A 21,854-nucleotide genomic window follows, 5' to 3' on the forward strand; every position below is an offset into this window, starting at 1 on the left:
AGGTCTCGGCTACGACGTCCCAAATGGAGGCCGCCATGATCGCAACCGCACTCGACCGCATCCCGATGCCGCCAGTCGCAAAGCTGCTGGGTTGGCACGTGGCTGACGCACGTCCGCAGGACGGCTGGATCAGGATCGTGTTCGACGGCAAGCCGGACTTCTGCAATCCGGCCGGCTTCGTCCAGGGCGGCATGCTCTCGGCGATGCTCGACGACACGATGGGCCCCGCGGTGTTCATCATGACCGAGGGCAGGCTCTTCACCACGACGATCACGATGAATGTGAACTTCCTCGCGCCTGCCAAGCCCGGACCGATCACCGGCGAGGCGACCGTCACGCAGCTCGGCAAGACCATCGCCTTTGTCGAGGGCCGGTTGACCGCCGCGGACGGCACTTTGCTCGCGACGGCGAGCAGCAGCATCCGCCTGGTGGAAGCGTCGCGGGCGCTGCGCTAGGGCGGCGTGCGCGCTATAGCAAACCCGTCATGCTGAGGTGCGAGCGGAGCGAGCCTCGAAGCATGCACGGCCACCAGCGCGGGCCGTGCACCCTTCGAGACGCCGCTTCGCGGCTCCTCAGGGTGACGGAATCATAGAGCGGCGCTTTGATGCACGCAGCACTTAGGCTCCCGCCCGCTGCACGATCGGCGGCTTGGCGTTCAGCCCCTCGACCTGGAAGCCGGCGACGCGCTTGTAGTTGGCGGCGATGTCTTCAAGCTCCTGCTGCGACAGCACCTCGGTGACGACGCCGAAGCCGTCGGGTGCGCGCTCCTCGACGAGCTGCATGACCTGTTCGGGCCCGTTGCGGCGGTTCAGCATCACGAGATCGGTGGTTGCCGGGCGCCGTTCGGCCTCATAGGCTAACAGCGCCGCCTGCGTCGGGCCATGCGCCAGGATCTCGCGCGTCAGCGTGCGCGCATCGAGGATCGCCTGCGAGGCGCCGTTGGAGCCGATCGGGTACATCGGGTGCGCGGCGTCGCCCATCAGCGTGACGCGGCCGAAGGTCCATTGCGGGATCGGATCGCGATCGACCAGCGGATATTCGTAGGCATGCGGACAGTTCCGGATCAAACCGGGCACGTCGAGCCAGTCGAAATTCCAGCTCTCGAACCACGGCAGGAACTCGTCGAGTTTTGCCGTGCGGTTATAGTCCTCGCGGCGCCACTGATAGGTCGGCGGCATGTGGCGCTCGGCGACCCAGTTGATGTCGAACTTGCCGTCGGGGCCGGCCTCCTTCGAGATCGGATAGCAAACGAATTTCAGGGTCTCGTGGCCGGCCATGATCATGGTGCGGCCGGTCAGGAAGGCATTGCCGCGGGTGATGCCGCGCCACAGGATGCGGCCGTTCCAGATCGGCGGCCCTTCCTGCGGATAGAGCTTCTCGCGCACCGCCGAATGGATGCCGTCGGCGGCGATCAGCACCGCGCCGTCATAGCTGCCGGCGGGCTTGCCGGTCGCCTTGTCGATGAAGTCGGCGCGGACGCCGTCAGCGGTCTCGGTCCAGCCGGTGAGATGATGGCTGGTCAGGATGTTCTCACGTCCCAGCCGTTCGGTCGCGGCGTCAAGCAGCAGCTGCTGCAACCGGCCACGATGGATCGAGAACTGCGGCCATTTATAGCCGGCCTCGAGCCCGCGCGGCTCGCTCCAGATCGGTTTGCCGTGCTTGGAGAAATAGGCGAGCTCGCGGGTGCGCACCGCCGATGCGTCGAGCACATCGTGCAGGCCGAGCTCGATCAGTTCGCGCACCGCATGCGGCAGCACGTTGATGCCGACGCCGAGCGGCCGCAATTCGGGCACGCTCTCGAACACGCGGCAGGGCACGCCGATCTGGTGCAGGCTGAGCGCCAGCGTCAGCCCGCCAATTCCGCCACCTGCAATCAGTACAGTCATGACCCCCCCCCTCGATTGGTCATGGTCATCGCATGGCGGCCCCGCTGCGGGCAAGGTCCGCGGCACCGCGCGGGGTGGACGGCAAGGGGGGCTGCCGCTAACGTCCGCCGCATCCCAAAACAAGCCAGGCCGGGTTCGCACCGAACCGACAAGGCCCGCAGAGGACAACGACATGCTCAAGCTCTATACCGCCCCCGGCACCTGCGCCCTCGCGTCCCACATTGCACTGGCCGAGGCCGGCGCGCCCTATTCGGTCGAGCGGCTTGATTTCAAGATCAACCAGCAGAACAGCCCGGAGTATCTGAAGATCAATCCGAAGGGCCGCGTTCCGGCGCTGGTGACCGACCACGGCGTGCTCACCGAGACGCCGGCGATGCTGGCCTACATCGCGCAGACCTATCCGCAGGCGAAGCTCGCGCCGCTCGACGACGCCTTCGCGTTCGCGAAGCTGCAGGCCTTCAATTCCTACCTCTGCTCGACGGTGCATGTCTGCCACGCCCACAAGATGCGCGGCGCGCGCTGGGCGACCCAGGAGACGTCGTTCGCCGACATGAAGTCGATGGTCCCGAAGACCATGGGCGCCTGCTTCAACCTGATCGAGCGCGACATGCTGAAGGGCCCGTGGGTGATGGGCGACAGCTACACGGTCGGCGACGCCTATCTCTACACGCTGACCCTCTGGCTCGATGGCGACGGCGTCGACATCGCGACCCTGCCCAAGGTGAAGGCGCATCGCGCCGCGATGGAGCAGCGGCCGGCGGTCCAGAAGGTGCTGGCCGAGCAGAAGGTGTAAGCGGATAAGCTAAGCCAAGAAGTCGGTGTCGTCCCGGCGAAGGCCGGGACGAGATGTGGAGCGCGCCGCTACACCTTGCGCGTCTCCAGCTCCCGTCCGGTCTCCAGCATCAGCCGGCGCAGCCAGATCGAGCCGGGATCCATCTGGGCTCGTGTCGGATAGAACATATGCTGCTCGTCGATACCGGGATCGAGCGGCGGCGTCACCGTCACCAGCGATAATTGTTTCGCCAGCGCGGAGATCAGCCGGCGCGGCACGAAGGCGACGAGGTCGGTGCGCGCCGTGACGTGCAGCGCCTCGATATAGCCCGGCACCACCAGCGCGATCCGTCGCTGGATGCCCTTGGCGCGCAGCCAGGTGTCGATCAGATCCTCGTTGTGGCCGCGGATGATCACGGCGATATGCCGCGCGGCGAGGAACGCCTCGCGCTTCCTGAGTTTGACGCCGGCGGGGTGACCGCGCCGCACTGCCAGCGCATCGATATCGGTGTAGAGCCGCTGGCGGTGAAATCCCTTGAAGGAATTGCCGATCGAAATCACGAGATCGATGGTGCGGGCGAACTCGGGCGTGAAGATCGCGGAGCTCCGCCACGGCACTACATCGATGGTGACGTTCGGCGCCAGCTGCGTCACCTTTTCCATCAGCCGCGGCATCAACAGCTCGACCGCGAGGTCGGGCATCATCAGGCGGAAATGCCGTTCGCTGCGCGCGGGGTCGAAATCATCAGATACGAACAGCGTGCGCACCTGGTCGAGCGCCTGTGCCAGCGGTGAACGCAGCGCCTGCGCCCGCGGCGTCAGCTCCATTCGCGCGCCGTTGCGCACCAGCAGCGGATCGCCGATCAGGTCGCGCAGCCGCTGCAGCGCGTGGCTTGTCGCGGGCTGCGACAGATTGAGCCGCATCGCGGCGCGGCTGACATTGGCATCGCGCAGCAGGGCGTCGAGCGCGACCAGCAGATTGAGGTCAAGCGAATTCAAATTCATCAGGTGAATATATATCATACCACCTATCGATTGGAAGAATGTGCGCCGGCGCCGCATGATCCGGGGGCAAGGCGTTCTCACGCGAAGCGAATAGCGCTTCGCTCGGGGAAGTGCCTGAAAATCAGAGCCAATCCAACACAAGGAGACGCGCCATGAGCGCAGCCGACAACAAGAAACTGGTGCAGGAGATATTCGCGATCGCGGGCGATCCCGATCCCGCGGTGCGCGAGAAATCGCTGCTGGTGGCCAATCTCGCCGACGACGCGATCTGGACCGTGACCGGGCAATATTCCTGGTCGCGCACCTTCACCGGCAAGCAATCGATCATGAACGACCTGCACGGGCACGTCCGCTCCAGGCTGGTGGAGCGTGGCCGCACCATCGCCCACCGCTTCATCGCCGACGGCGACATCGTCGCGGTCGAGGCCAAGGGCAACAACCTCACCAAGGACGGCCAGCGCTACGACAACGATTATTGCCTGGTGTTTCGCTTCGACGGCGGCCGGATCAAGGAGATCCGGGAATATTGCGACTCGGTGCTGACCGAGAAGGCGCTTGGTCCGCTTCCGGCGGCCGCGGTTCGCGCGGCGGGTTAGGTGTGCTCGCCTGGATCAGGCAGTGGCGTGAGAACCGGCGCGCATGGCGGCAGCTTGCTGCCATGAGCGAACGCGAGTTGCAGGATATCGGTATCTGCCGCGTCGACGTCGTCGACCACGGCCGGTATGACAAGGGCAGGCCGTACTGGCCACCGTGAGAGCGAAAGGATCGCAGCATGCAGGGTGGGCATGGCGCTGTGCGTCTTTGCCCACCCTGCGCAGTGCTTACGCCACCTTGGACTTGAGGTGGCCGAACATGATGTCGCGGGCCGCGTCGTCCATTTCCGCCTTGAAGGTGTGCTTGTCCTTCAGCGCGATCGCGCGCGCCGCCGCCGGCCGCGCCGAGATCTCGTCGACCAGCCGCTTCACGTTCGGATATTTGGCGTAGCCTTCCTCGCCGAGAATGAACGGCGCCATCCGCGCCCAGCCCCAGAACGCCATGTCGACGATCGTGTAGCTGTCGCCGACCATGTAGCGCTGTTTCGCCAGGTGATCGTCGAGGATCTTGTAGTGGCGATGCGCCTCGTACTGGTAACGGTTGTTGGCGTAGTCGAGGTCCTTCGGCGCGAAATGCTTGAAATGCACCGCCTGGCCGGAATAGGGGCCGAGGCCTGTCGCGATGAACATCAGCCAGGACAGCGTCGCGGCGCGGTTGGCCGGCGTGTTGGCGGGCAGGAACTTGCCGTTCTCCTCGGCGAGGTAAAGCAGGATGGCGTTGGAGTCGAATACCAGCACCCCGTCGTCGTCGATCGCCGGCACCTTGCCGTTCGGGTTGACCTTGAGGAATTCCGGCGCGAACTGCTCGCCCTTGCGGGTGTCGACCGGGATCGCCTCGAACGGCAGGCCGGATTCTTCCAGGAACAGGGCAACCTTGTTCGGGTTCGGCGCGCCGTTGAAATAGAATTTGATCATGAAGGGACTCCCTTGGTTCTGTGACCGGCGAGATCGGGACGCGGCGGGGCAAGGCCGCTTGGCCCCTCATGCGCAAAATTCGCTGCAATGCGCAAGCGACGAGTTTGTGAATCAGGGTCGCGTGGCGCGCTGGTCAACTGCCCCAGAAGAAGCCCAGGATACCCGCGACGATCAGCGCAACGCCCGCGACGTCCAGCACGGCGGCGGAGCGGGTCGCGGCGTGCAGGTTGGAAAGCTGCGTCGCGCGCTCGGAGCCGCGGGCATAGCCGTGCACGATGATCTCTTCATTGAACTCGCCATGCGCCTCGAGGGCGAGCGTCAGGCCGACGCAGACCAGCAGGATGCCGAAAATGATCAGGCCGAAGAATCCGAGCAGGCCGATCAGCAGCATCGGAAACATGCCGAGCAGGAAGACCGGCAACAGCGGCACCAGCAGCAAGGTCTCGGATTGTCTTCGCATCGGGCGACCAATCGAAACGGCAAGTGACGGACGTCAATCTAGGCCCGGCGCCGCGGCGCAACAAGGCGGCCACGTTCAAGACGGCGTCATCTTTTGTCATTCCGCGGCGCCGCGAAGCGGCGAGCCCGGAATCCATCAGGCCGCAGTTTATGTGGCGCGATGGATTCCGGGTTCTCGCTTCGCGAGCCCCGGAATGACAGCGATAGAGGACCGTACGATGGGTGGAGCGAAGCGATACCCATCGATCACACGGCACGAAGGCGATGGGTTTCGCTTCGCTCTACCCATCCTGCGGTGCCGCATTCGCGGCCGCTCAGCCCACCGCCATCTCGGAGCGGATCTCGGCGCGCAACTCGTCGATCAGCCTTAGGCCGGTCTTGGTCTCGACGTGCCAGAAGGTCCAGCCGTTGCAGGCGCCGGAGCCCTGCGCGACCGCGCCGATGCGGTGGATCGAGCCGACCTTGTCGCCGAGCATGATGGCGCCGTCGGCGCGCACCAGTGCGCCATGGCGCTTCTTGGCATCGACGAGTTTCGCGCCGGGCACGATCATGCCGCGTTCGATCAGTTCGGAGAATGCCACCCGCGGCGCCTCGCGCGCGGTCATGAACGGGGCCAAGGTCTCGACCGGCAGCGGCTCGATCGCGGCGATACGGGCTTCGGCGGCGGCGGCATAGGTCCTGTCGCGCTCGAAGCCGATATAGTTGCGGCCGAGCCTTTTGGCGACCGCGCCTGTCGTTCCGGTGCCGTTGAACGGATCGATCACGAGATCGCCGGGCTTCGACGACGACAGCAGCACGCGGGCGAGCAGCTGCTCGGGCTTCTGCGTCGGATGGACCTTCTTGCCGTCGTCGCCCTTGAGGCGTTCCTCGCCGGTGCACAGCGGGATCAGCCAGTCGGAGCGCGCCTGCACGTCCTCATTGGACGCCTTCAGCGCTTCGTAATTGAAGGTGTAGCCCTTGGCCTTCTCGTCGCGCGCGGCCCAGATCATGGTCTCGTGCGCGTTGGTGAAGCGGCGGCCGCGGAAGTTCGGCATCGGATTGGACTTGCGCCACACGATGTCGTTCAGGAGCCAGAAGCCGAGGTCCTGCATGATCGCGCCGACGCGGAAGATATTGTGATAGGAGCCGATCACCCAGAGCGTTGCCGACGGCTTCATCACGCGGCGGCAGGCGAGCAGCCAGGCGCGGGTGAAATCGTCATAGGCAGCGAACGACGAGAACTTGTCCCAGTCGTCGTTGACGGCATCGACATGCGATTCGTCGGGGCGTTTGAGATCGCCCTTGAGCTGCAGATTGTAGGGAGGATCCGCGAAGACCAGGTCGACCGAGCCGGCCTGAAGCTTCGACAACTCGGCCACGCAATCGCCAATGACGATGTGGCTCGACGGGGCACTCTCAAATTTAGTGCGGGGCGCCCTTGCAGACGCCCCGCGACGCGACACTACCATGACTCAAGAACTCTGACTCAGGCGACGCTGTCGGCGACGCGGGACTAAACAACCGACTGGCGCCACATTGACCCGGCAAAGTAAAAATCGACTTAATTGGAAATGTTCATGCAAAAGATTGCAGCAGCTTTCGAACGGCGTGGCGCATTGTCGTTGGCGTTGTGCTGCAACATCAGCGCGTTCGGCGAAAAATTTTGCGGATCATCAAACCGGCACGATTCGGCCGGTAAATTGCCGCTGCTTGCAGCGGTTCGCACTGCAAAGGATGCGCGTCTAACGACTAGGCAATTTTTGCCGGGCAGGATATTGATTAACAGAATGGAAATTTTAGGTGGTGTGTCCCGCATTGGGGCGCCGACTGGAATGAAGGGAAACCGCCATGCGCTATGATGATTTCCGCCGCAGCGACGATATCGAAGACCGTCGCGACGACAGCGGCGGCGGCGGTGGTGGCGGCTTCGGGATTCCGATGGGCGGCGGTGGCGGGCTCGGCATCGGCACGGTCATCGTGCTCGGCCTGCTCGGCTATGCCTTCGGCATCGATCCGCGGATCCTGATCGGCGGCGCCGAGATTCTCACCGGCGGCGGCCAGGCTCCGACCTATCAGACCGATCGGCAGTCGTCGGGCGGGCAGGCCAAACGCGGCGCGCCGACCGACGAGATGGGCAGCATGATCGCCGGCATCCTCGGCGAGATCGACGATCGCTGGAGCGAGATCTTCCAGGCCTCGGGCCAGACCTACACCGGTCCGAAGATCGTGCTGTTCCGCAACGCCACCAATGGCGGCCGCTGCGGCATGGCGCAGTCGGCGATGGGACCGTTCTACTGCCCGCCGGACAAGACCATATTCCTCGACACCGGCTTCTTCCGCGAGGTCGAGACGCGCTTCCGCGGCTGCTCCGGCAACGCCTGCAAGTTCACTGCGGCCTATATCATCGCGCATGAGGCCGGCCATCACATCCAGAACCTGCTCGGCATCATCCCGCGGGTGAACCGGCTGCAGCAGCAGGCGGGCAGCAAGGCCGAGGCCAACGCGCTTCAGGTCAAGGTCGAGTTGCAGGCCGATTGCCTCTCCGGCATCTGGGTCAACCGCGAGGAGAAGAAGCGGCCGGGCTTCCTCGAGGCCGGCGACATCGACGCCGCGCTGACCACGGCGAACGCGATCGGCGACGACACGCTGCAACGGCAGGCGACGGGCAGGGTGGTGCCTGATTCCTTTACCCACGGCTCCGCCGCGCAGCGCAAGCAATGGTTCATGACTGGCTACCAGCAGGGCACCGTGCAGGCCTGCAACACGTTCGGCGGCAACGGCTAGTCATTGTTGATTGATCGCCGGGTGTAGCCGCGATTTCGGTTCACCTCTCCCGCTCGCGGGGGAGGTCGCATCGCATCTTCAGATGCGATGCGGGTGGGGGCTCTCTCCTCGCAAAGGCTCCGACTCGCGGCGACACCCCCACCCCAACCCTCCCCCGCAAGCGGGAGAGGGAGCGAGAGAGCAAGCCATGTCGATCGACGAATCCAAAACGTTCATCCCGCTCAACATTGCGGTGCTGACGATTTCCGACACCCGCACGCTGGCGGATGACAAGTCGGGCACCACGTTGGCCGACCGTCTCACCGCGGCCGGCCACAAGCTCGCGGCACGCGAGATCGTCACCGACGACGTCGAGGCGATCCGCGCCCTGATCCGGCGCTGGATCGCCGATCCGGGCGTCGATGCCGTCATCACCACCGGCGGCACCGGCTTTACCGGCCGCGACGTGACGCCGGAGGCAGTCGAGCCGCTGTTCGAGAAGCGGATGGACGGCTTTTCGATCGCCTTCCACATGCTGAGCCATGCCAAGATCGGGGCATCGACGATCCAGAGCCGCGCCACCGCCGGCGTTGCGGGCGCGACCTTCATCTTCTGCCTGCCCGGTTCGCCCGGCGCCTGCCGCGACGGCTGGGACGGCATCCTGGCCGCGCAGCTCGATTACCGCACGCGGCCCTGCAATTTCGTCGAGATCATGCCGCGGCTGGATGAACATTTGCGCCGCCCGAAGGCCAAGGGCGCGAGCGTGTAGACACCACCGTCGTCGTTCCGGGCCTGCGCCTAACGGCGCATCCCCGAATGACGAGATATGAAGTTCTAAAGATCCAACTCCCACGTCTCCCCGACCAGGTCGACGCCAAAGCTGTGGTGCTTCTCTTCCTTAACCCGCTGAAAGCCGGCACGTGCATAGATGCCGCGCGCGGCGAGCAGGATGCTCTGGGTCCACAGCGTCATCTTCCCGTAGCCCATCTCGCGTGCGGAGCGGATGCATTGCTCGACCAGCGCGCGGCCGACGCCGAGCCCGCGCGCCTTCTCCTCCACCGCCAGCAGCCGCAGCTTGGCGATTCCGTCGCCGCCGTTGACCAGGAAGACCGAGCCGACCGGCTCGCCGTCGACCTCCGCGATCCAGCAATGCTCACGGGCCGGATCGAACGATCGCAGAAACTGCGCGCAGATCTCGGCCACCAATGCCTCGTAGCTGATGTCCCAGCCATATTCCTCCGCGTAGGCGCGTCCCTGTTGCGAGATCACCCAGCCGATGTCGCCGACGCGGTGACTGCGCAGCAGGAAACCCACCGGCTTCCCGGCCGGCGGCTCCAGCGACTGCTCGATCGTGCTCATGGCGCTCACCACGGCCGCACGGCGGTCGCCGTCCATCTGCTTCAGCAGCGCGCCGACCTCGTTGCGCGAGCGGCGGTCGAGATCGGCGGCAGCAGTGCGGCCCTTGGCGGTGAGGGCCACCTCGTTGACGCGCTTGTCGGCCTTTGACGGCTTGCGGGTCACGATCTGGCGGCGCTGCAGTGCCTGTAGCGTGCGGCTGACGAAGCCGGCATCGAGGTCGAGATCGCGCACCAGATCGGTCGCGGTGCAATCCGTGCGATGCGCGAGCTCGTAGATGATCCGCGCTTCCTGCAAGGTGAACGGGGAATGCAGCAGCTTCGGCTCGATGATGCCGAGCTTGCGGGTATAGAACCGGCTGAAGCCGCGGACCGCGGCGACCTGGCTCTCGAGAGCGGCGTCATGGGAGTTTGATTTCATCAAACATATTATTTGACGGAATCAAATAATCCGCAAGCGCTTTCTAACGCGGTTGCTTGGCGCGAACCGGTGCCTGCTTGGCTTGACTATGCCTTACGCCACCATGATCCTGCTGCGCAGCATGGTGCGGGAGGAGCGGCCGAGCCGGCGCAGCAGCCGCGCCTCGGAGCGGCGGGCGTCCGGCCGGTAGCCGCCGATCCGCTCGTAATGCTCGCGCGCGATCAGAAGGCCCTGTTCGGCCGAGGGGCCGGTGATCATCCGGGCCACGAATTTGAGGCCGTCGCGCAGACCGGGGTCGGTGTAGGGCGCGCGGGCGTAGCGGAAGATGCCGGCGCGGTCCTTGCCGCTTGCCGCCACCATCTGGATGAACTGGGTGGTCTCCTCGATCCAGCCGGCATCGAGCACCGCGCCCGGATGCAGGAACATCAGCCAGGGCGAACGCGCCTGCCTGGCGCCTGCCGCGAGCGCCGCGGCGCGCGTGCCCTCGAAACGCAGGAAGTGACAGCCGGCGATGTCGGCAACGCGCTCCATCACGTCGCTATTGGCGCGGTCGACCAGCAGTACCTCGCGGATGACGCCGGCGGCCGCGCCCGGCACCAGCGCGGCCAGCGTTGCGACCGCGGTGCGCTCGACTCCGTCGGTGGGGATGATCACGCTCAGCATGATTTGAGGCTTCGCTGGCTCAAACGGTGGAGAAACTCCGGCCGTGTTATCACCTTGTCATATTCAAAGCAGCCTTTTCGCCTGCAGATTTTTACGCCATCACTTTGTGGATTTTCTCAGCTCGCGTTCTTGATTTGTTCTCGGGCTGTGTTAGCTTCAAAGCATGAGCCGAGCATCCTCTCATGCCCTCAAGCACCCGCCGGTAACGGCGCCCTCCGATAACCCGGCGGGTGCAGCCACCCCTTTTCCCGAGCTTGCGGTCGCGATCGAGCGCGAGCGGCGGCGCGGCCGCGGCGCGCAGTCCAACGCCAGCGGCCGCTACGAGGCCGAGGCGCGGGTTGCCTTCGACGATGGCTGGCAGAGCCTCGACGACCTGCCGCCGTTCCAGACCACCGTGGCGCTCGACACCTCGCGCAAGGTGATCACCCGCAACGACTCGCCCGACATCGGCTTCGACCGCTCGATCAATCCCTATCGCGGCTGCGAGCACGGCTGCGTCTATTGCTTCGCGCGGCCGACCCACGCCTATCTCGGCCTGTCGCCGGGCCTCGACTTCGAGTCGAAGCTGTTCGCCAAGCCGGACGCACCCGAGTTGCTCGAGAAGGAGCTTGCCGCGCCAGGCTACGAGGCGCGGATGATCGCGATCGGCACCAACACCGATCCGTATCAGCCGATCGAGCGCGAACGGAAGATCATGCGCGGCATCCTCGAGGTGCTGGAGCGCGCCGGTCACCCGGTCGGCATCGTCACCAAGTCGGCGCTGGTGACCCGCGACATCGACATCCTGGCGCGGATGGCCAAGCGCAATCTCGCCAAGGTCGCGCTCTCGGTGACGACGCTCGACCCGAAACTCGCCCGCACCATGGAGCCGCGCGCCTCGACCCCGTCGAAACGGCTCGAGGCGATCAAGCGGCTCGCGGATGCCGGTATCCCGACCACCGTGATGGTCGCGCCCGTGATCCCGGCGCTGAACGATTCCGAGATCGAGCGCATCCTCGATGCCGCCGTGCATGCCGGCGCCAGGGAGGCGAGCTATGTGCTGCTGCGGCTGCCGCTCGAGGTGCGCGATCTGTTCCGCGAATGGCTGATGGCGAACTATCCCGACCGCTATCGTCATGTCTTCACGCTGATCCGCGACATGCGCGGCGGCCGCGATTACGACTCGCAATGGGGCACAAGGATGAAGGGCACCGGCCCGATGGCCTGGATGATCGGCCGCCGTTTCGAGATCGCCTGCGAAAAGCTCGGCCTCAACAAGCGGCGCACCAAGCTGACCACCGATCACTTCGCCAAGCCGAAGCGCAGCGGGCTGCAGCTCAGTTTGTTCTGATACCACAGGCGTCATTGCGAGGAGCGAAGCGACGAAGCAATCCACGCTCAGGTATATGCGGTACGATGGATTGCTTCGCTTGGCTCGCAATGACGGGAAAGGTAAACATGAGTAACGCCCCGCCCGCCCGCTTCACCGTCCTCACGCTCGGCGTCAGCGACATGCGCGCCAGCATCGCCTTTTACGAATCGCTCGGCTTCACCAGAAAGATGCGCGCGACCGGCGAGGAGGTTGCCTTCTTCGAGACCGGCGGCAGCGTGCTCGGGCTGTTCCCATGGCATCTGCTCGCCGCCGATGCCGGATTGCCGGATCAGCCGCGGCCTTCAGCGTTCCACGGCGTTGCGATTGCCTGGAACTGCAACGACGATGCCGAGGTCGATCGCGTGATGGCATTTGCGCTGTCGAAAGGCGCCACATTGCTCAAGCCCGCGCAACCGACGAGCTATGGCGGTTATTGCGGCTATTTCGGCGATCCCGACGGCCACGCCTGGGAAGTGGTGCGCGCGCCAGGCTTCGAGGTTCTCGAGAACAGGCGGGTGTCCATCCCGGATTAGAGCGAGCCGAATTGAATAACGGGGAAGGGCGACGGGTTCCCGGTTGCGCCGGGGAGCCGGCTTGATCACCATCCCCGCATGATTCGGGATAACTCCAAAAGCGCGTCAAAAGCCACGTCGAAAAAGGCGCCGGCCAAATCAGCCGGGCCGGACAAGCGCGTCATCGCCGTGACGCGGCCGAGCTTTCGGCGCGAGCGCGCGCTGTTCAAGCGGGGCGTCTGGCCGGTCGCCGGCTGCGACGAGGCCGGGCGCGGCCCGCTGGCTGGTCCGGTGGTCGCCGCCGCCGTGGTGCTGGATCCTGCTCGCGTTCCCAAGGGGCTCGATGATTCCAAGCGGCTGACCGCCGAGCGCCGCGAGGAATTGTTCGAGGAGATTTGCGCGACCGCCGCGTTCTCGGTCGCGGTGGCTTCGCCGGCGCGAATCGACCGCGACAACATCCTGCGCGCCTCGCTGTGGGCGCTGGCGCGCGCCGTCCATGCGCTGCCGGAAATGCCGAAACACGTCTTCGTCGACGGCCGCGACAAGCTCGCGACCCCCTGCGACTGTGATGCCGTGATCGGCGGCGACGGCATTGTGGCCTCGATCGCGGCGGCCTCGATCATTGCCAAGGTGACGCGCGACCGCCTGATGTGCGCGCTGGCGCTGGATTGCCCCGGCTACGGTTTCGAGCAGCACAAGGGCTATGGCGTCCCCGAGCACCTCGAGGCGCTGGACCGGCTCGGGCCGAGCAGCCATCACCGCAGCTTCTTCGCCCCCGTCGTCGCCGCGCGGCTGAAGCACTTCCCGGTCCCGGCCGAGCCTGACCTGTTCAAGGTGGACGCCGAAAGCGAAGCCGCGGCATCCGCGGCGGCATAGCGCGCGACGGCGCCAATCCACCCACCGCTGTCATCGCCCGGCTTGCCGCCTCCGCAAAAGCTTCGGCGCGCCAGGGGTGCGTGGCCTCGTCGAAGCCTTGGCGGAGAGGGGACCGGGCGATCCAGTACTCCACAGACAGTCGTTTTCGATCGAGAAGCCGCGGCGTACTGGATGCCCCGCCTTCGCGGGGCATGACACCTGCATTTAACTTTGCACCGTGGATCCATCCGCGCCCGGTTGCCTCGACCGCCGCCGCCGTTTATCAAAACCTTCAGGGATCAGATGGCGCCGCTGACGCGGTGGCTGGGGCATTTCAGGCGTTTCATGCGGTTTACCTCCCTGGTTGTCGAACTGATCCGCGCCCGGCCGCGCCTCGTGGTGTGGGTCGTGGTGCTGGTGCAGGCCGCGATCTGGCTGCTCGTGCCGCTGATCTTCTACGGCAGCCCGCCCGGCAATCTCGCCACCGTCCTCGCCTTCGGCCGCGAATATCAGGTCGGCACCGACATGGGGCCGCCGCTTTCGTTCTGGCTCGCCGACATCGCCTTCCGCGCGGCCGGCAATCACGTGTTCGGGGTCTATCTGCTGGCGCAGGTCTGCGAGATCGCCACCTTCATCGCCTTCTACCAATTGGCGCGTGCCATCGTCGGCGGTCCGCAGGGCGTGCTGGCGGTGCTGCTGTCGATGACGGTCGTGGTGTTTTCCTCGCCAAGCGTCGAGTTCGGGCCGCTGATCCTGGCGCGTCCGCTGTGGGCGCTCCTGCTGCTGCATTCCTGGCAATTGATCGGGCTGGACCGGCGCGCTGCCTGGTTCGCCTGGTCGATCGATTGCGGCCTGCTGCTGCTGACGACGCCGGCGGCGCTGGGTATGATCCTGCTCGTGGTCGGCTTTGCGCTCGCAACCGAGCGCGGGCGACGCACGCTGCGCGCGGTCGATCCGCTCTATGCGCTGCTGGTCATCATCGTGTTGGCGCTGCCCTATCTGATCTGGCTGGTCCGCGCCGACGTGCTGGCGCTGCCGGCCTTGCCCGCGGCTGCCGATCTCAAGGCGCGCGCGCTGCGCTGGGGCGTCGTGCTCGGCGGGCTGATCGTGGCGACGGGTGCGATCGTGCTGCTGGCGATCCTCAATTCGCGCTGGTTCGCCCGCGACCGTGAGGATGCCCCGATCATCTACCGTCCGCCGGTCAGTCCGCTGGCGCAGCACTTCGTTTATTTCTTCGCGTTCGCGCCGGCAATCGTGAGCAGCTTCGTCTCCGGGCTGTTCGATCTGGATCGCGCCTTCGGCGGCGCCGGCGTGGCGCTCCTGATGTCGGGGCTCGCGGTCGTCGTCGCGACCGGCGACCTGATCCATCTCAGGCGGCAGCGGCTGCTGCGCTCGGTGTGGGCCTTCGCTGTCGCTGCGCCCGCCGCGGTCGCGCTGGCGGCGGCGCTGTTCCTGCCCTGGACCAGCACCACCGAGGTGCCGACCGCGCTGCCGGCAGCCGCGATGGGACGTTTCTTCGACGACAGCTATGAACGCCGTACCAACCACCGCCTGCGCGCGGTCGCCGGTGATCCCGAACTCGCCAGCCTGATTGCGATGAACGGGCGCCGTCCGCATCTGCTGCTCGACGCCGCGCCGCAACGGACGCCGTGGCTGTCGGTCGCAAAATTCAACGAGACCGGCGGCGTCGTGGTCTGGCGCGCGCAGGACACCGCCGGCACGCCGCCGCCCGAACTCGCGCAGCGCTTCCCTGGCCTGGTGCCGGAAGTGCCGCGCTCATTCGATCGGCTGGTCAACGGCCGGCAGCCGGTGCTGCGGATCGGCTGGGCGATCGTACGGCCGAAGGGGTAAGAATCCGCAGATTTGTAGGATGGGTTACCCATCCTACGAAGCAAGCACCTTCGCGATCGCACGCAAATCCTGCCACGACAATCTCTTGTACGACGGCGAGCGCAGCAGATAGGCCGGATGGAAGGTGGCGACGGCGCGGATCGTGCGCGTGCCGGTGTCGTAATCGATCCATTTGCCGCGCGTGCGCATGATGCCCTCGCGCGTGCCGAGCAGCGCCTGCGTCGAGGGATTGCCGAGCGTCACCAGCACGTCGGGATTCACCAGCTCGATATGGCGCTGGATGAAGGGCAGGCAGACCTGCGTCTCCTGCGGCGTCGGCGTCCGGTTGCCCGGCGGCCGCCACGGGATGACGTTGGCGATATAGGCCTTGCTGCGATCGAGCCCGATCGCCGCGATCATGCGGTCGAGCAGCTTGCCGGAGCGGCCGACGAACGGCAGCCCCTCGATGTCCTCGTCGCGCCCCGGCGCCTCGCCGACGAACATCACGCGCGCCTGTGGATTGCCATCGGCGAACACCAGCCGGGTCGCGGTGTGCTTCAGCGCGCAGCCGTCGAATGTCTCCATCAGCGTGCGCAAGGCTTCAAGCGTCGGCGCGGTGCGTGCGGCCTCGCGCGCGGAGGCGATTGCGGCGTCCGGCGCGATGGTGATTTCGCTGCGCGGAACGGCCGGCATCGGTGGCGGGCGCAGCGGATTGAGCGCAGCTGGACGCGGCGCGGCGGGGGCGGGAACTGGCTCGGGCTCTTCCAGCCGGTTGATCGGCTCGTCGCCAAGCGCGCAATCGACCCCGGCCTCGAGGTAAAAGGCCAGCAATTGCTGCAGTGTAGGGGTGGGCTCGGGCGTCAGGGCCATGATAGCTGCAATCTAGAGCATGGAGGAGAAAAGTGGAGGCTCGATTTCGGAAAAGATTATTCTCTGCGGTATCCGGGCCGTGCCAAGCCATGGAAGCGCAATTCCATGGTTGTCCTTCCGCCAAAAATCGGAAACAACGACTTTTGAAAAGCTTAGAAGCGTTCTCAATGGGCTGAGATCAAGATCATGAGTGCTGAAGACCTTCCCCCGCGCGAGTCTATGGAATTCGATGTCGTCATCGTCGGCGCCGGCCCGTCGGGCCTGTCGGCCGCGATCCGGCTGAAGCAGCTCAATCCCGAGCTCTCGATCGTCGTGGTGGAGAAGGGCTCCGAGGTCGGCGCGCACATCCTGTCGGGTGCGGTGATCGATCCGGTGTCGCTCGACAAACTGATCCCGGACTGGCGCGAGGACGCGGACTGTCCGCTGAAGACGCAGGTCAAGGAAGACCGCTTCTACTGGACGACGTCGCAAGGCTGGTTCCGCATTCCGAACTTCATCATGCCGCCGTTGATGCACAATCATCACAACTATATCGGCTCGCTCGGCAATGTCTGCCGCTGGCTCGCACCAAAGGCGGAAGCGCTCGGCGTCGAGATCTATCCGGGCTTCGCCGCCACCGAGGTGCTCTATGACGACAAGGGCGCGGTGCGCGGCATCGCGACCGGCGACATGGGCATCGCCAAGGACGGCAGCCACAAGGATTCCTACACCCGCGGCATGGAGCTGCTCGGCAAGTACACGCTGTTCGCCGAAGGCGCACGCGGCTCGCTGTCGAAGCAGCTGATCGCGAAGTTCAAGCTCGACGCCAACTCTGAGCCGCCGAAATTCGGCATCGGGCTCAAGGAAGTCTGGCAGATCGATCCGGCCAAGCACCGCAAGGGACGGGTTCAGCATACGCTCGGATGGCCGCTGAACGACAAGACCGGCGGCGGCTCGTTCCTCTATCATTACGACGACAACCGCGTCGCGGTCGGCTTCGTCGTGCACCTGAACTACAACGACCCGTACCTGTCGCCGTTCGACGAATTCCAGCGCATGAAGACGCATCCCGATATCCGCGAGCTGTTCGAAGGCGGCAAGCGGCTTGCCTATGGTGCGCGCGCCATCACCGAGGGCGGCTACCAGTCGGTGCCGCGGCTCTCCTTCCCGGGCGGCGCTCTGATCGGCTGCGCGGCCGGCTTCGTCAACGTCCCGCGCATCAAGGGCGTCCACAATGCGATGGGCTCCGGCATGCTCGCCGCCGAGCACGTCGCAGCCGCGCTCGGCGCCGGTCGTGCCAACGACGAGCTCGTCGAGTACGAGAATGCCTGGCGTTCTTCAGCGATCGGCAAGGACCTGTTCAAGGTCCGCAACGCCAAGCCGCTGCTGTCGAAGTTCGGCAACCTGCTCGGAATGGCGCTCTCCGGCTTCGACATGTGGTGCAACACGCTCGGCTTCTCGCTGTTCGGCACCCAGTCGCACGCCAAGCCGGACCGCAAGACGCTCGATCCGTCCAAGCAGCACCAGCCGATCGCCTATCCGAAGCCGGACGGCAAGATCTCGTTCGACAAACTGTCGTCGGTGTTCCTGTCCAACACCAACCATGAGGAGGACCAGCCGGTCCATCTCAAGGTCGCCGACATGAACCTGCAGAAGACGTCGGAGCACGACGTGTTCGCCGGTCCCTCGAACCGCTATTGCCCGGCCGGTGTCTATGAGTGGGTCGAGGAATCGGCCGGCCCGCGCTTCCAGATCAACGCCCAGAACTGCGTCCACTGCAAAACCTGCGACGTGAAGGACCCCAACGGCAACATCACCTGGGTTCCTCCGGAGGGCGGCGGCGGACCGAACTACGAGGCGATGTAAGGCCAAGGGTGAGGCTGACGCGGCCGACCAAATTTGCGTGAGGTCGATCGCGTCTGTGCCGCAACCTGCGCCTGGCCTCTCCCCTTGTGGGAGAGGCCGGATTGCATCGACAGATGCAATCCGGGTGAGGGGTACCGGTCCATGGAGGGACTTCGACCGAAGGATAGACCTGAACCCCTCACCCGGAATTCAAGCTTTCGCTTGAATTCCGACCTCTCCCGCAAGGGGAGAGGTGGAACTGGCTGCGTGGCGAGCCTCCCGAGGCGCTTTTTGCTTCCGCACGCGAATATGCCCGGGCCGGTCACGATACCGCCATAGTGGGAGGGTCTTGCGGTGGGCTGGCTGGATCGGCAGGCCTAACGGCCTAATCTGCCAATCGATTCGGCATGGGTTACCTTTGGGCGATCCTTGCGGATAAACGCCAAAAGCGGCATTGTCGCTCGCCGGGATGCCGCCGCTTGGGTTCGCATTTTGAGACTGATCGCAGGATCTTGTCGCGAAGATCTTGGCCGTAAATCCTTCGTGGCCTTAAACCCCTGGAGCAAGGCGACCGTGATGCTGTCCACCCGTTTCAACCGCCTGACGATTGCCGTTCTTGCTGCCGCGGCGCTTGCCGTGCCTGCGCAGCTGTCGGCGCAGACACCAAACCATCCGACCGACAACACCGCGCAATTCCCAAGCAAGGCCGACCTGAAGTCGCTGACCACCTCCGGCAGCTATCTTGCAGCCCGCCACGCCAGTGTCGAGCGCGATGCGACTTCGGCCGCGGCATTCTACCGCTCGGCGCTGCGCACCGATCCGAAGAATTCCGAGCTGCTCGATCGCGCCTTCATCTCCTCGCTCGCCGACGGCGACATCGAGGAGGCGGTGAAGCTCGCCGACCGCATCCTGACCCAGGACAAGGCCAACCGCGTCGCGCGCCTCGTCGTCGGCGTGCGCGACCTCAAGCTTAAGAAATACGCCGCCGCGCAGTCCAACATCAACCAGTCGGTCCGCGGCCCGATCACCGATCTGGTGGCGACGCTGCTGTCGGCCTGGGCGGCCTATGGCGCCGGCGACAGCAAGGGCGCGGTCGCCTCGATCGACAAGCTGACCGGCCCCGAGTGGTATCCGATCTTCAAGGATCTGCACGCCGGCATGATCTACGAGCTGTCCGGCAAGGAGAAGGATGCCGGCGCCCGCTTCGAGAAGGTCTACAAGCTCGACGATTCGATGCTTCGCACGGTCGATGAATATGCGCGCTGGACCTCGCGCAACAAGGATGCCGCCGCCGCGACCGCGATGTACGAGGCGTTCGACAAGAAGCTGCCGCGTCATCCGCTGGTGCTGGAAGGCATCAAGGAAACCAAGGCCGGCAAGAAGCTGCCGCCGCTGATCGATTCACCGCAGGCCGGCGCCGCCGAGGCGCTGTACGGCATCGGTGCGACGCTGACCCGCCGCGGCGGCGAGGACCTCGCGCTGGTCTATCTGCAGCTCGCGCTCTATCTGCAGCCCAACCATCCGCTGGCGCTGCTGTCGCTCGCCGATCTCTATGAATCGGTGAAGAAGCCGCAGATGGCGATCAAGGTCTATGAGCGGATGCCGGCGTCCTCGCCGCTGAAGCGCAACGCGCAGATCCAGCTCGCGACCAATCTCGACGCCGCCGACCGCAGCGACGAGGCGATCAAGATCCTCAAGGAAGTCACCTCCGATCAGCCGAAGGATATCGAGGCGATCCTGGCGCTCGGAAACATCGAGCGCGGCCGCAAGAAGTTCGCCGATTGCGCCACCACCTATTCGCAAGCGATCGACGCGCTGCCGGCCGCCGGCGGCGACAAGAACGCCTGGGTCACCTATTACTACCGCGGCATCTGCGAGGAGCGCTCCAAGCAGTGGAACAAGGCCGAGGCCGACATGCGCAAGGCGCTCGAGCTGCAGCCCGAGCAGCCGCATGTGCTGAACTATCTTGGCTATTCCTGGATCGACCAGGGCATCAACCTCGACGAAGGCATGAAGATGATCAAGCGTGCCGTCGATCAGCGCCCTGACGACGGCTACATCGTCGATTCCCTCGGTTGGGCGTTTTACCGGATCGGCAATTACGACGAGGCGGTGAAGAACCTCGAGCGCGCGATCGACCTGAAGCCGGAAGATCCGACCATCAACGACCATCTCGGCGACGCCTACTGGCGCGTCGGCCGCACGCTGGAAGCCAAGTTCCAGTGGGCGCATGCCCGCGACCTCAAGCCCGAGCCGGAAGAGCTGCCGAAGATCCAGGCCAAGATCGATAACGGCCTGCCGGACGACACCTCGAACGCCGCCTCCGCCGACAAGAAGAAGGACGACGACGGCAAGGGTGGCTGATCGGCCGTCCGCGCACTGCATTTCCGGAAAATACCGTGATGCCCGGGCCTCGTCCCGGGCATCGATGTTTCTGGCCTGAACTCGCAGATGGCCGGACCATGACGGTTTGCCCGCGCCCAGCGCATGCCAAGGGCGGAATTTCCGTGCAAACAAAGGGATAGGATCGTGAGGCGATTTACGCTAATCGCAGCACGATGTTTGTCTTTAGGGGTTTATCGCCGTGCCGGCGCTGATTGAAGAAGGGCGTGCCAAGGTCAACCTGACGCTCAGGGTTGTCGGGCGGCGTGTCGATGGGTTTCACGACCTGGAGAGCGTCGTCGCGTTTGCCGATTGCGCCGATCGTCTCACGCTCGAGCCGGGGCCTGAGCTGTCGCTCTCGATGCTGGGGCCGCTGGCCGATGCCTGCGGCGATACATCTGATAATCTGGTGCTCAAGGCCGCGCGGCTGCTCGGCGAGCGCGTCGCGGACCTCGAGGTCGGCCACTTCACGCTGGAGAAGGTGCTGCCCGTCGCGGCCGGCATCGGCGGCGGCTCGGCGGATGCCGCGGCTGCGCTGCGGCTGCTGGCGCGGCTCAACGAACTCTCGCTCGACGATAGCAGGATTATGGAGGTCGCGCTGCAGACCGGCGCCGACGTGCCGGTGTGCGTCGCCTCGCGCGCCTGCGACATGACCGGTGTCGGCGAGGGCCTGTTGCCGCTCGACCTGCCGAAAATGCCCTGCGTGCTGGTCAATCCGCGCGTGCCGGTTGCGACCAAGGATGTCTTCAATGCGCTCGGCCTGCGCCATGGCGAGCTTTTGATCGGCGCCACCGATGTCATGATGCAGGCGCCGTCCTGGCCGGACGCCGGCCGCGCGGTCGACGACTGGATCACGGCGCTTTCGCGCGGCACCAACGATCTCGAAGCCCCCGCCGCGCGCATCGAGCCCGTCATCAGCGACGTCTTGTCCGCGCTGCGTGCGACCAAGGACGTTCGCCTGGTGCGCATGTCGGGCTCCGGCGCGACCTGCTTTGCCGTGTTCGCCACCGACGCCGACGCGCAGGCCGCCGGCGAACAGCTCCGCGCCGCTCACCCCGGTTGGTGGGTGCATGCGGGTGCGCTGAGCTGACGCGATCACGCGGCCTGCGGCTTCCTCTCCATCGTCATTCCGGGCTCGTGCTTCGCACGCCCCGGAATGACGAAGGAGAGGTGCGGCGAGAACGCGAAGCCGCGTCCCCAACTTCAACTGTCATCGCCCGGCTCGACCGGGCGATCCAGTACGCCGCGGCCTCTCGGCTCAAGCACTGGCGTCTCTGGAATACTGGATCACCCGCATGCGCGGGTGATGACACCGTGGCTATTCTGGGTGACAGCGAGCGAGATTGGCACCGCGACGCCAACGCCGGGCAGAGTTGCGCCCCTGATTGCTTGGCAAGCCAAACCCCGTTTGCCATAACAG

22 protein-coding genes are annotated in these 21,854 nt (G+C 65.4%); 14 read left to right on the forward strand and 8 right to left on the reverse strand.

The window, feature by feature from the left end; genetic code table 11:
* Positions 1 to 35: 35 nt before the first annotated feature.
* Positions 36 to 455, forward strand: coding sequence for a PaaI family thioesterase (locus tag HU230_RS02355; protein WP_176533146.1), 420 nt, complete (start codon positions 36 to 38; stop codon positions 453 to 455).
* 162 nt (positions 456 to 617) lie between these two features.
* Here HU230_RS02355 and HU230_RS02360 read toward each other — a convergent pair whose 3' ends face one another.
* The gene (locus tag HU230_RS02360; protein ID WP_176533145.1) at positions 618 to 1,886 is read right to left on the reverse strand and encodes a flavin-dependent oxidoreductase; all 1,269 of its coding nucleotides are present in this window, start codon (positions 1,884 to 1,886) and stop codon (positions 618 to 620) included.
* Positions 1,887 to 2,058: 172 nt separating this feature from the next.
* Here HU230_RS02360 and HU230_RS02365 point away from each other — a divergent pair, with 172 nt between their 5' ends.
* A complete protein-coding gene (locus HU230_RS02365; RefSeq protein ID WP_176533144.1) occupies positions 2,059 to 2,679 on the forward strand; it encodes a glutathione S-transferase family protein in 621 nt (206 codons plus the stop codon).
* A 68-nt stretch (positions 2,680 to 2,747) separates the two neighbouring features.
* Here HU230_RS02365 and HU230_RS02370 read toward each other — a convergent pair whose 3' ends face one another.
* Positions 2,748 to 3,662, reverse strand: coding sequence for a LysR family transcriptional regulator (locus HU230_RS02370; RefSeq protein ID WP_176533143.1), 915 nt, complete (start codon positions 3,660 to 3,662; stop codon positions 2,748 to 2,750).
* Positions 3,663 to 3,814: 152 nt separating this feature from the next.
* On the opposite strand from HU230_RS02370, the gene HU230_RS02375 reads away from it, so the two are divergent.
* Both HU230_RS02375 and HU230_RS02380 read left to right on the forward strand, forming a co-directional pair.
* Entirely contained in the window at positions 3,815 to 4,258 is a 444-nt protein-coding gene (locus tag HU230_RS02375; RefSeq protein WP_176533142.1) for a nuclear transport factor 2 family protein, read from the forward strand.
* Positions 4,259 to 4,260: 2 nt separating this feature from the next.
* Positions 4,261 to 4,416, forward strand: coding sequence for a DUF1127 domain-containing protein (locus HU230_RS02380; RefSeq protein ID WP_176533141.1), 156 nt, complete (start codon positions 4,261 to 4,263; stop codon positions 4,414 to 4,416).
* 67 nt (positions 4,417 to 4,483) lie between these two features.
* Here the strand turns inward: HU230_RS02380 and HU230_RS02385 are convergent, their stop codons facing one another.
* From HU230_RS02385 to HU230_RS02395, 3 genes are all read right to left on the reverse strand, one after another.
* The gene (locus tag HU230_RS02385; protein ID WP_176533140.1) at positions 4,484 to 5,170 is read right to left on the reverse strand and encodes a glutathione S-transferase family protein; all 687 of its coding nucleotides are present in this window, start codon (positions 5,168 to 5,170) and stop codon (positions 4,484 to 4,486) included.
* A gap of 133 nt (positions 5,171 to 5,303) precedes the next feature.
* Positions 5,304 to 5,630, reverse strand: a complete 327-nt coding sequence (locus HU230_RS02390) for a hypothetical protein (protein ID WP_176533139.1) — start codon at positions 5,628 to 5,630, stop codon at positions 5,304 to 5,306.
* A 313-nt stretch (positions 5,631 to 5,943) separates the two neighbouring features.
* Positions 5,944 to 7,077, reverse strand: coding sequence for a site-specific DNA-methyltransferase (locus tag HU230_RS02395; protein WP_176533138.1), 1,134 nt, complete (start codon positions 7,075 to 7,077; stop codon positions 5,944 to 5,946).
* Between the two features lie 108 nt (positions 7,078 to 7,185).
* Here HU230_RS02395 and HU230_RS02400 point away from each other — a divergent pair, with 108 nt between their 5' ends.
* From HU230_RS02400 to moaB, 3 genes are all read left to right on the forward strand, one after another.
* Positions 7,186 to 7,467: a hypothetical protein gene (locus HU230_RS02400; protein WP_176533137.1), complete on the forward strand. Its 282-nt coding sequence runs from the start codon at positions 7,186 to 7,188 to the stop codon at positions 7,465 to 7,467.
* A complete protein-coding gene (gene ypfJ, locus HU230_RS02405) occupies positions 7,457 to 8,392 on the forward strand; it encodes a KPN_02809 family neutral zinc metallopeptidase (RefSeq protein ID WP_176533136.1) in 936 nt (311 codons plus the stop codon). Before HU230_RS02400 ends, ypfJ begins: the two co-directional genes overlap by 11 nt.
* Positions 8,393 to 8,579: 187 nt before the next feature.
* Positions 8,580 to 9,140, forward strand: a complete 561-nt coding sequence (gene moaB / locus HU230_RS02410) for a molybdenum cofactor biosynthesis protein B (protein ID WP_176533135.1) — start codon at positions 8,580 to 8,582, stop codon at positions 9,138 to 9,140.
* Between the two features lie 65 nt (positions 9,141 to 9,205).
* Here moaB and HU230_RS02415 read toward each other — a convergent pair whose 3' ends face one another.
* Positions 9,206 to 10,147 (reverse strand): bifunctional helix-turn-helix transcriptional regulator/GNAT family N-acetyltransferase, encoded by a 942-nt coding sequence (locus tag HU230_RS02415; protein ID WP_176533134.1) that lies wholly within the window; start codon positions 10,145 to 10,147, stop codon positions 9,206 to 9,208.
* Positions 10,148 to 10,240: 93 nt separating this feature from the next.
* Entirely contained in the window at positions 10,241 to 10,810 is a 570-nt protein-coding gene (locus HU230_RS02420) for a glycosyltransferase family protein (RefSeq protein WP_176533133.1), read from the reverse strand.
* Between the two features lie 163 nt (positions 10,811 to 10,973).
* Here HU230_RS02420 and HU230_RS02425 point away from each other — a divergent pair, with 163 nt between their 5' ends.
* From HU230_RS02425 to HU230_RS02440, 4 genes are all read left to right on the forward strand, one after another.
* Entirely contained in the window at positions 10,974 to 12,140 is a 1,167-nt protein-coding gene (locus HU230_RS02425) for a PA0069 family radical SAM protein (protein ID WP_176533132.1), read from the forward strand.
* A gap of 107 nt (positions 12,141 to 12,247) precedes the next feature.
* Complete coding sequence (locus HU230_RS02430; protein WP_176533131.1) at positions 12,248 to 12,694, forward strand: VOC family protein; 447 nt, start codon at positions 12,248 to 12,250, stop codon at positions 12,692 to 12,694.
* 78 nt (positions 12,695 to 12,772) lie between these two features.
* Entirely contained in the window at positions 12,773 to 13,549 is a 777-nt protein-coding gene (locus tag HU230_RS02435; protein ID WP_176533130.1) for a ribonuclease HII, read from the forward strand.
* Between the two features lie 324 nt (positions 13,550 to 13,873).
* Positions 13,874 to 15,379 (forward strand): glycosyltransferase family 39 protein, encoded by a 1,506-nt coding sequence (locus HU230_RS02440; protein WP_176533129.1) that lies wholly within the window; start codon positions 13,874 to 13,876, stop codon positions 15,377 to 15,379.
* 33 nt (positions 15,380 to 15,412) lie between these two features.
* Here the strand turns inward: HU230_RS02440 and HU230_RS02445 are convergent, their stop codons facing one another.
* Complete coding sequence (locus HU230_RS02445; RefSeq protein WP_176535174.1) at positions 15,413 to 16,222, reverse strand: uracil-DNA glycosylase; 810 nt, start codon at positions 16,220 to 16,222, stop codon at positions 15,413 to 15,415.
* Between the two features lie 192 nt (positions 16,223 to 16,414).
* On the opposite strand from HU230_RS02445, the gene HU230_RS02450 reads away from it, so the two are divergent.
* The 3 genes from HU230_RS02450 (at position 16,415) to HU230_RS02460 (ending at position 21,524) form a co-directional block, all read left to right on the forward strand.
* Entirely contained in the window at positions 16,415 to 18,073 is a 1,659-nt protein-coding gene (locus tag HU230_RS02450) for an electron transfer flavoprotein-ubiquinone oxidoreductase (RefSeq protein ID WP_092124577.1), read from the forward strand.
* A 555-nt stretch (positions 18,074 to 18,628) separates the two neighbouring features.
* Positions 18,629 to 20,416, forward strand: coding sequence for a tetratricopeptide repeat protein (locus HU230_RS02455; RefSeq protein ID WP_176533128.1), 1,788 nt, complete (start codon positions 18,629 to 18,631; stop codon positions 20,414 to 20,416).
* A 220-nt stretch (positions 20,417 to 20,636) separates the two neighbouring features.
* Positions 20,637 to 21,524, forward strand: a complete 888-nt coding sequence (locus HU230_RS02460) for a 4-(cytidine 5'-diphospho)-2-C-methyl-D-erythritol kinase (protein WP_176533127.1) — start codon at positions 20,637 to 20,639, stop codon at positions 21,522 to 21,524.
* The last annotated feature ends 330 nt before the right edge of the window (positions 21,525 to 21,854 follow it).

It is taken from the genome of Bradyrhizobium quebecense (genome assembly GCF_013373795.3).
Lineage (GTDB): Bacteria > Pseudomonadota > Alphaproteobacteria > Rhizobiales > Xanthobacteraceae > Bradyrhizobium > Bradyrhizobium quebecense.

Bases quoted from the DNA above. Each gene is read 5' to 3' on its own strand.
- HU230_RS02355 (WP_176533146.1), top strand. From the start codon at position 36: ATGATCGCAACCGCACTCGACCGCATCCCGATGCCGCCAGTCGCAAAG.
- HU230_RS02360 (WP_176533145.1), bottom strand. From the start codon at position 1,886: ATGACTGTACTGATTGCAGGTGGCGGAATTGGCGGGCTGACGCTGGCG.
- HU230_RS02365 (WP_176533144.1), top strand. From the start codon at position 2,059: ATGCTCAAGCTCTATACCGCCCCCGGCACCTGCGCCCTCGCGTCCCAC.
- HU230_RS02370 (WP_176533143.1), bottom strand. From the start codon at position 3,662: ATGAATTTGAATTCGCTTGACCTCAATCTGCTGGTCGCGCTCGACGCC.
- HU230_RS02375 (WP_176533142.1), top strand. From the start codon at position 3,815: ATGAGCGCAGCCGACAACAAGAAACTGGTGCAGGAGATATTCGCGATC.
- HU230_RS02385 (WP_176533140.1), bottom strand. From the start codon at position 5,170: ATGATCAAATTCTATTTCAACGGCGCGCCGAACCCGAACAAGGTTGCC.
- HU230_RS02390 (WP_176533139.1), bottom strand. From the start codon at position 5,630: ATGCGAAGACAATCCGAGACCTTGCTGCTGGTGCCGCTGTTGCCGGTC.
- HU230_RS02395 (WP_176533138.1), bottom strand. From the start codon at position 7,077: ATGGTAGTGTCGCGTCGCGGGGCGTCTGCAAGGGCGCCCCGCACTAAA.
- HU230_RS02400 (WP_176533137.1), top strand. From the start codon at position 7,186: ATGCAAAAGATTGCAGCAGCTTTCGAACGGCGTGGCGCATTGTCGTTG.
- ypfJ (WP_176533136.1), top strand. From the start codon at position 7,457: ATGCGCTATGATGATTTCCGCCGCAGCGACGATATCGAAGACCGTCGC.
- moaB (WP_176533135.1), top strand. From the start codon at position 8,580: ATGTCGATCGACGAATCCAAAACGTTCATCCCGCTCAACATTGCGGTG.
- HU230_RS02415 (WP_176533134.1), bottom strand. From the start codon at position 10,147: ATGAAATCAAACTCCCATGACGCCGCTCTCGAGAGCCAGGTCGCCGCG.
- HU230_RS02420 (WP_176533133.1), bottom strand. From the start codon at position 10,810: ATGCTGAGCGTGATCATCCCCACCGACGGAGTCGAGCGCACCGCGGTC.
- HU230_RS02425 (WP_176533132.1), top strand. From the start codon at position 10,974: ATGAGCCGAGCATCCTCTCATGCCCTCAAGCACCCGCCGGTAACGGCG.
- HU230_RS02430 (WP_176533131.1), top strand. From the start codon at position 12,248: ATGAGTAACGCCCCGCCCGCCCGCTTCACCGTCCTCACGCTCGGCGTC.
- HU230_RS02435 (WP_176533130.1), top strand. From the start codon at position 12,773: ATGATTCGGGATAACTCCAAAAGCGCGTCAAAAGCCACGTCGAAAAAG.
- HU230_RS02440 (WP_176533129.1), top strand. From the start codon at position 13,874: ATGCGGTTTACCTCCCTGGTTGTCGAACTGATCCGCGCCCGGCCGCGC.
- HU230_RS02450 (WP_092124577.1), top strand. From the start codon at position 16,415: ATGAGTGCTGAAGACCTTCCCCCGCGCGAGTCTATGGAATTCGATGTC.
- HU230_RS02455 (WP_176533128.1), top strand. From the start codon at position 18,629: ATGCTGTCCACCCGTTTCAACCGCCTGACGATTGCCGTTCTTGCTGCC.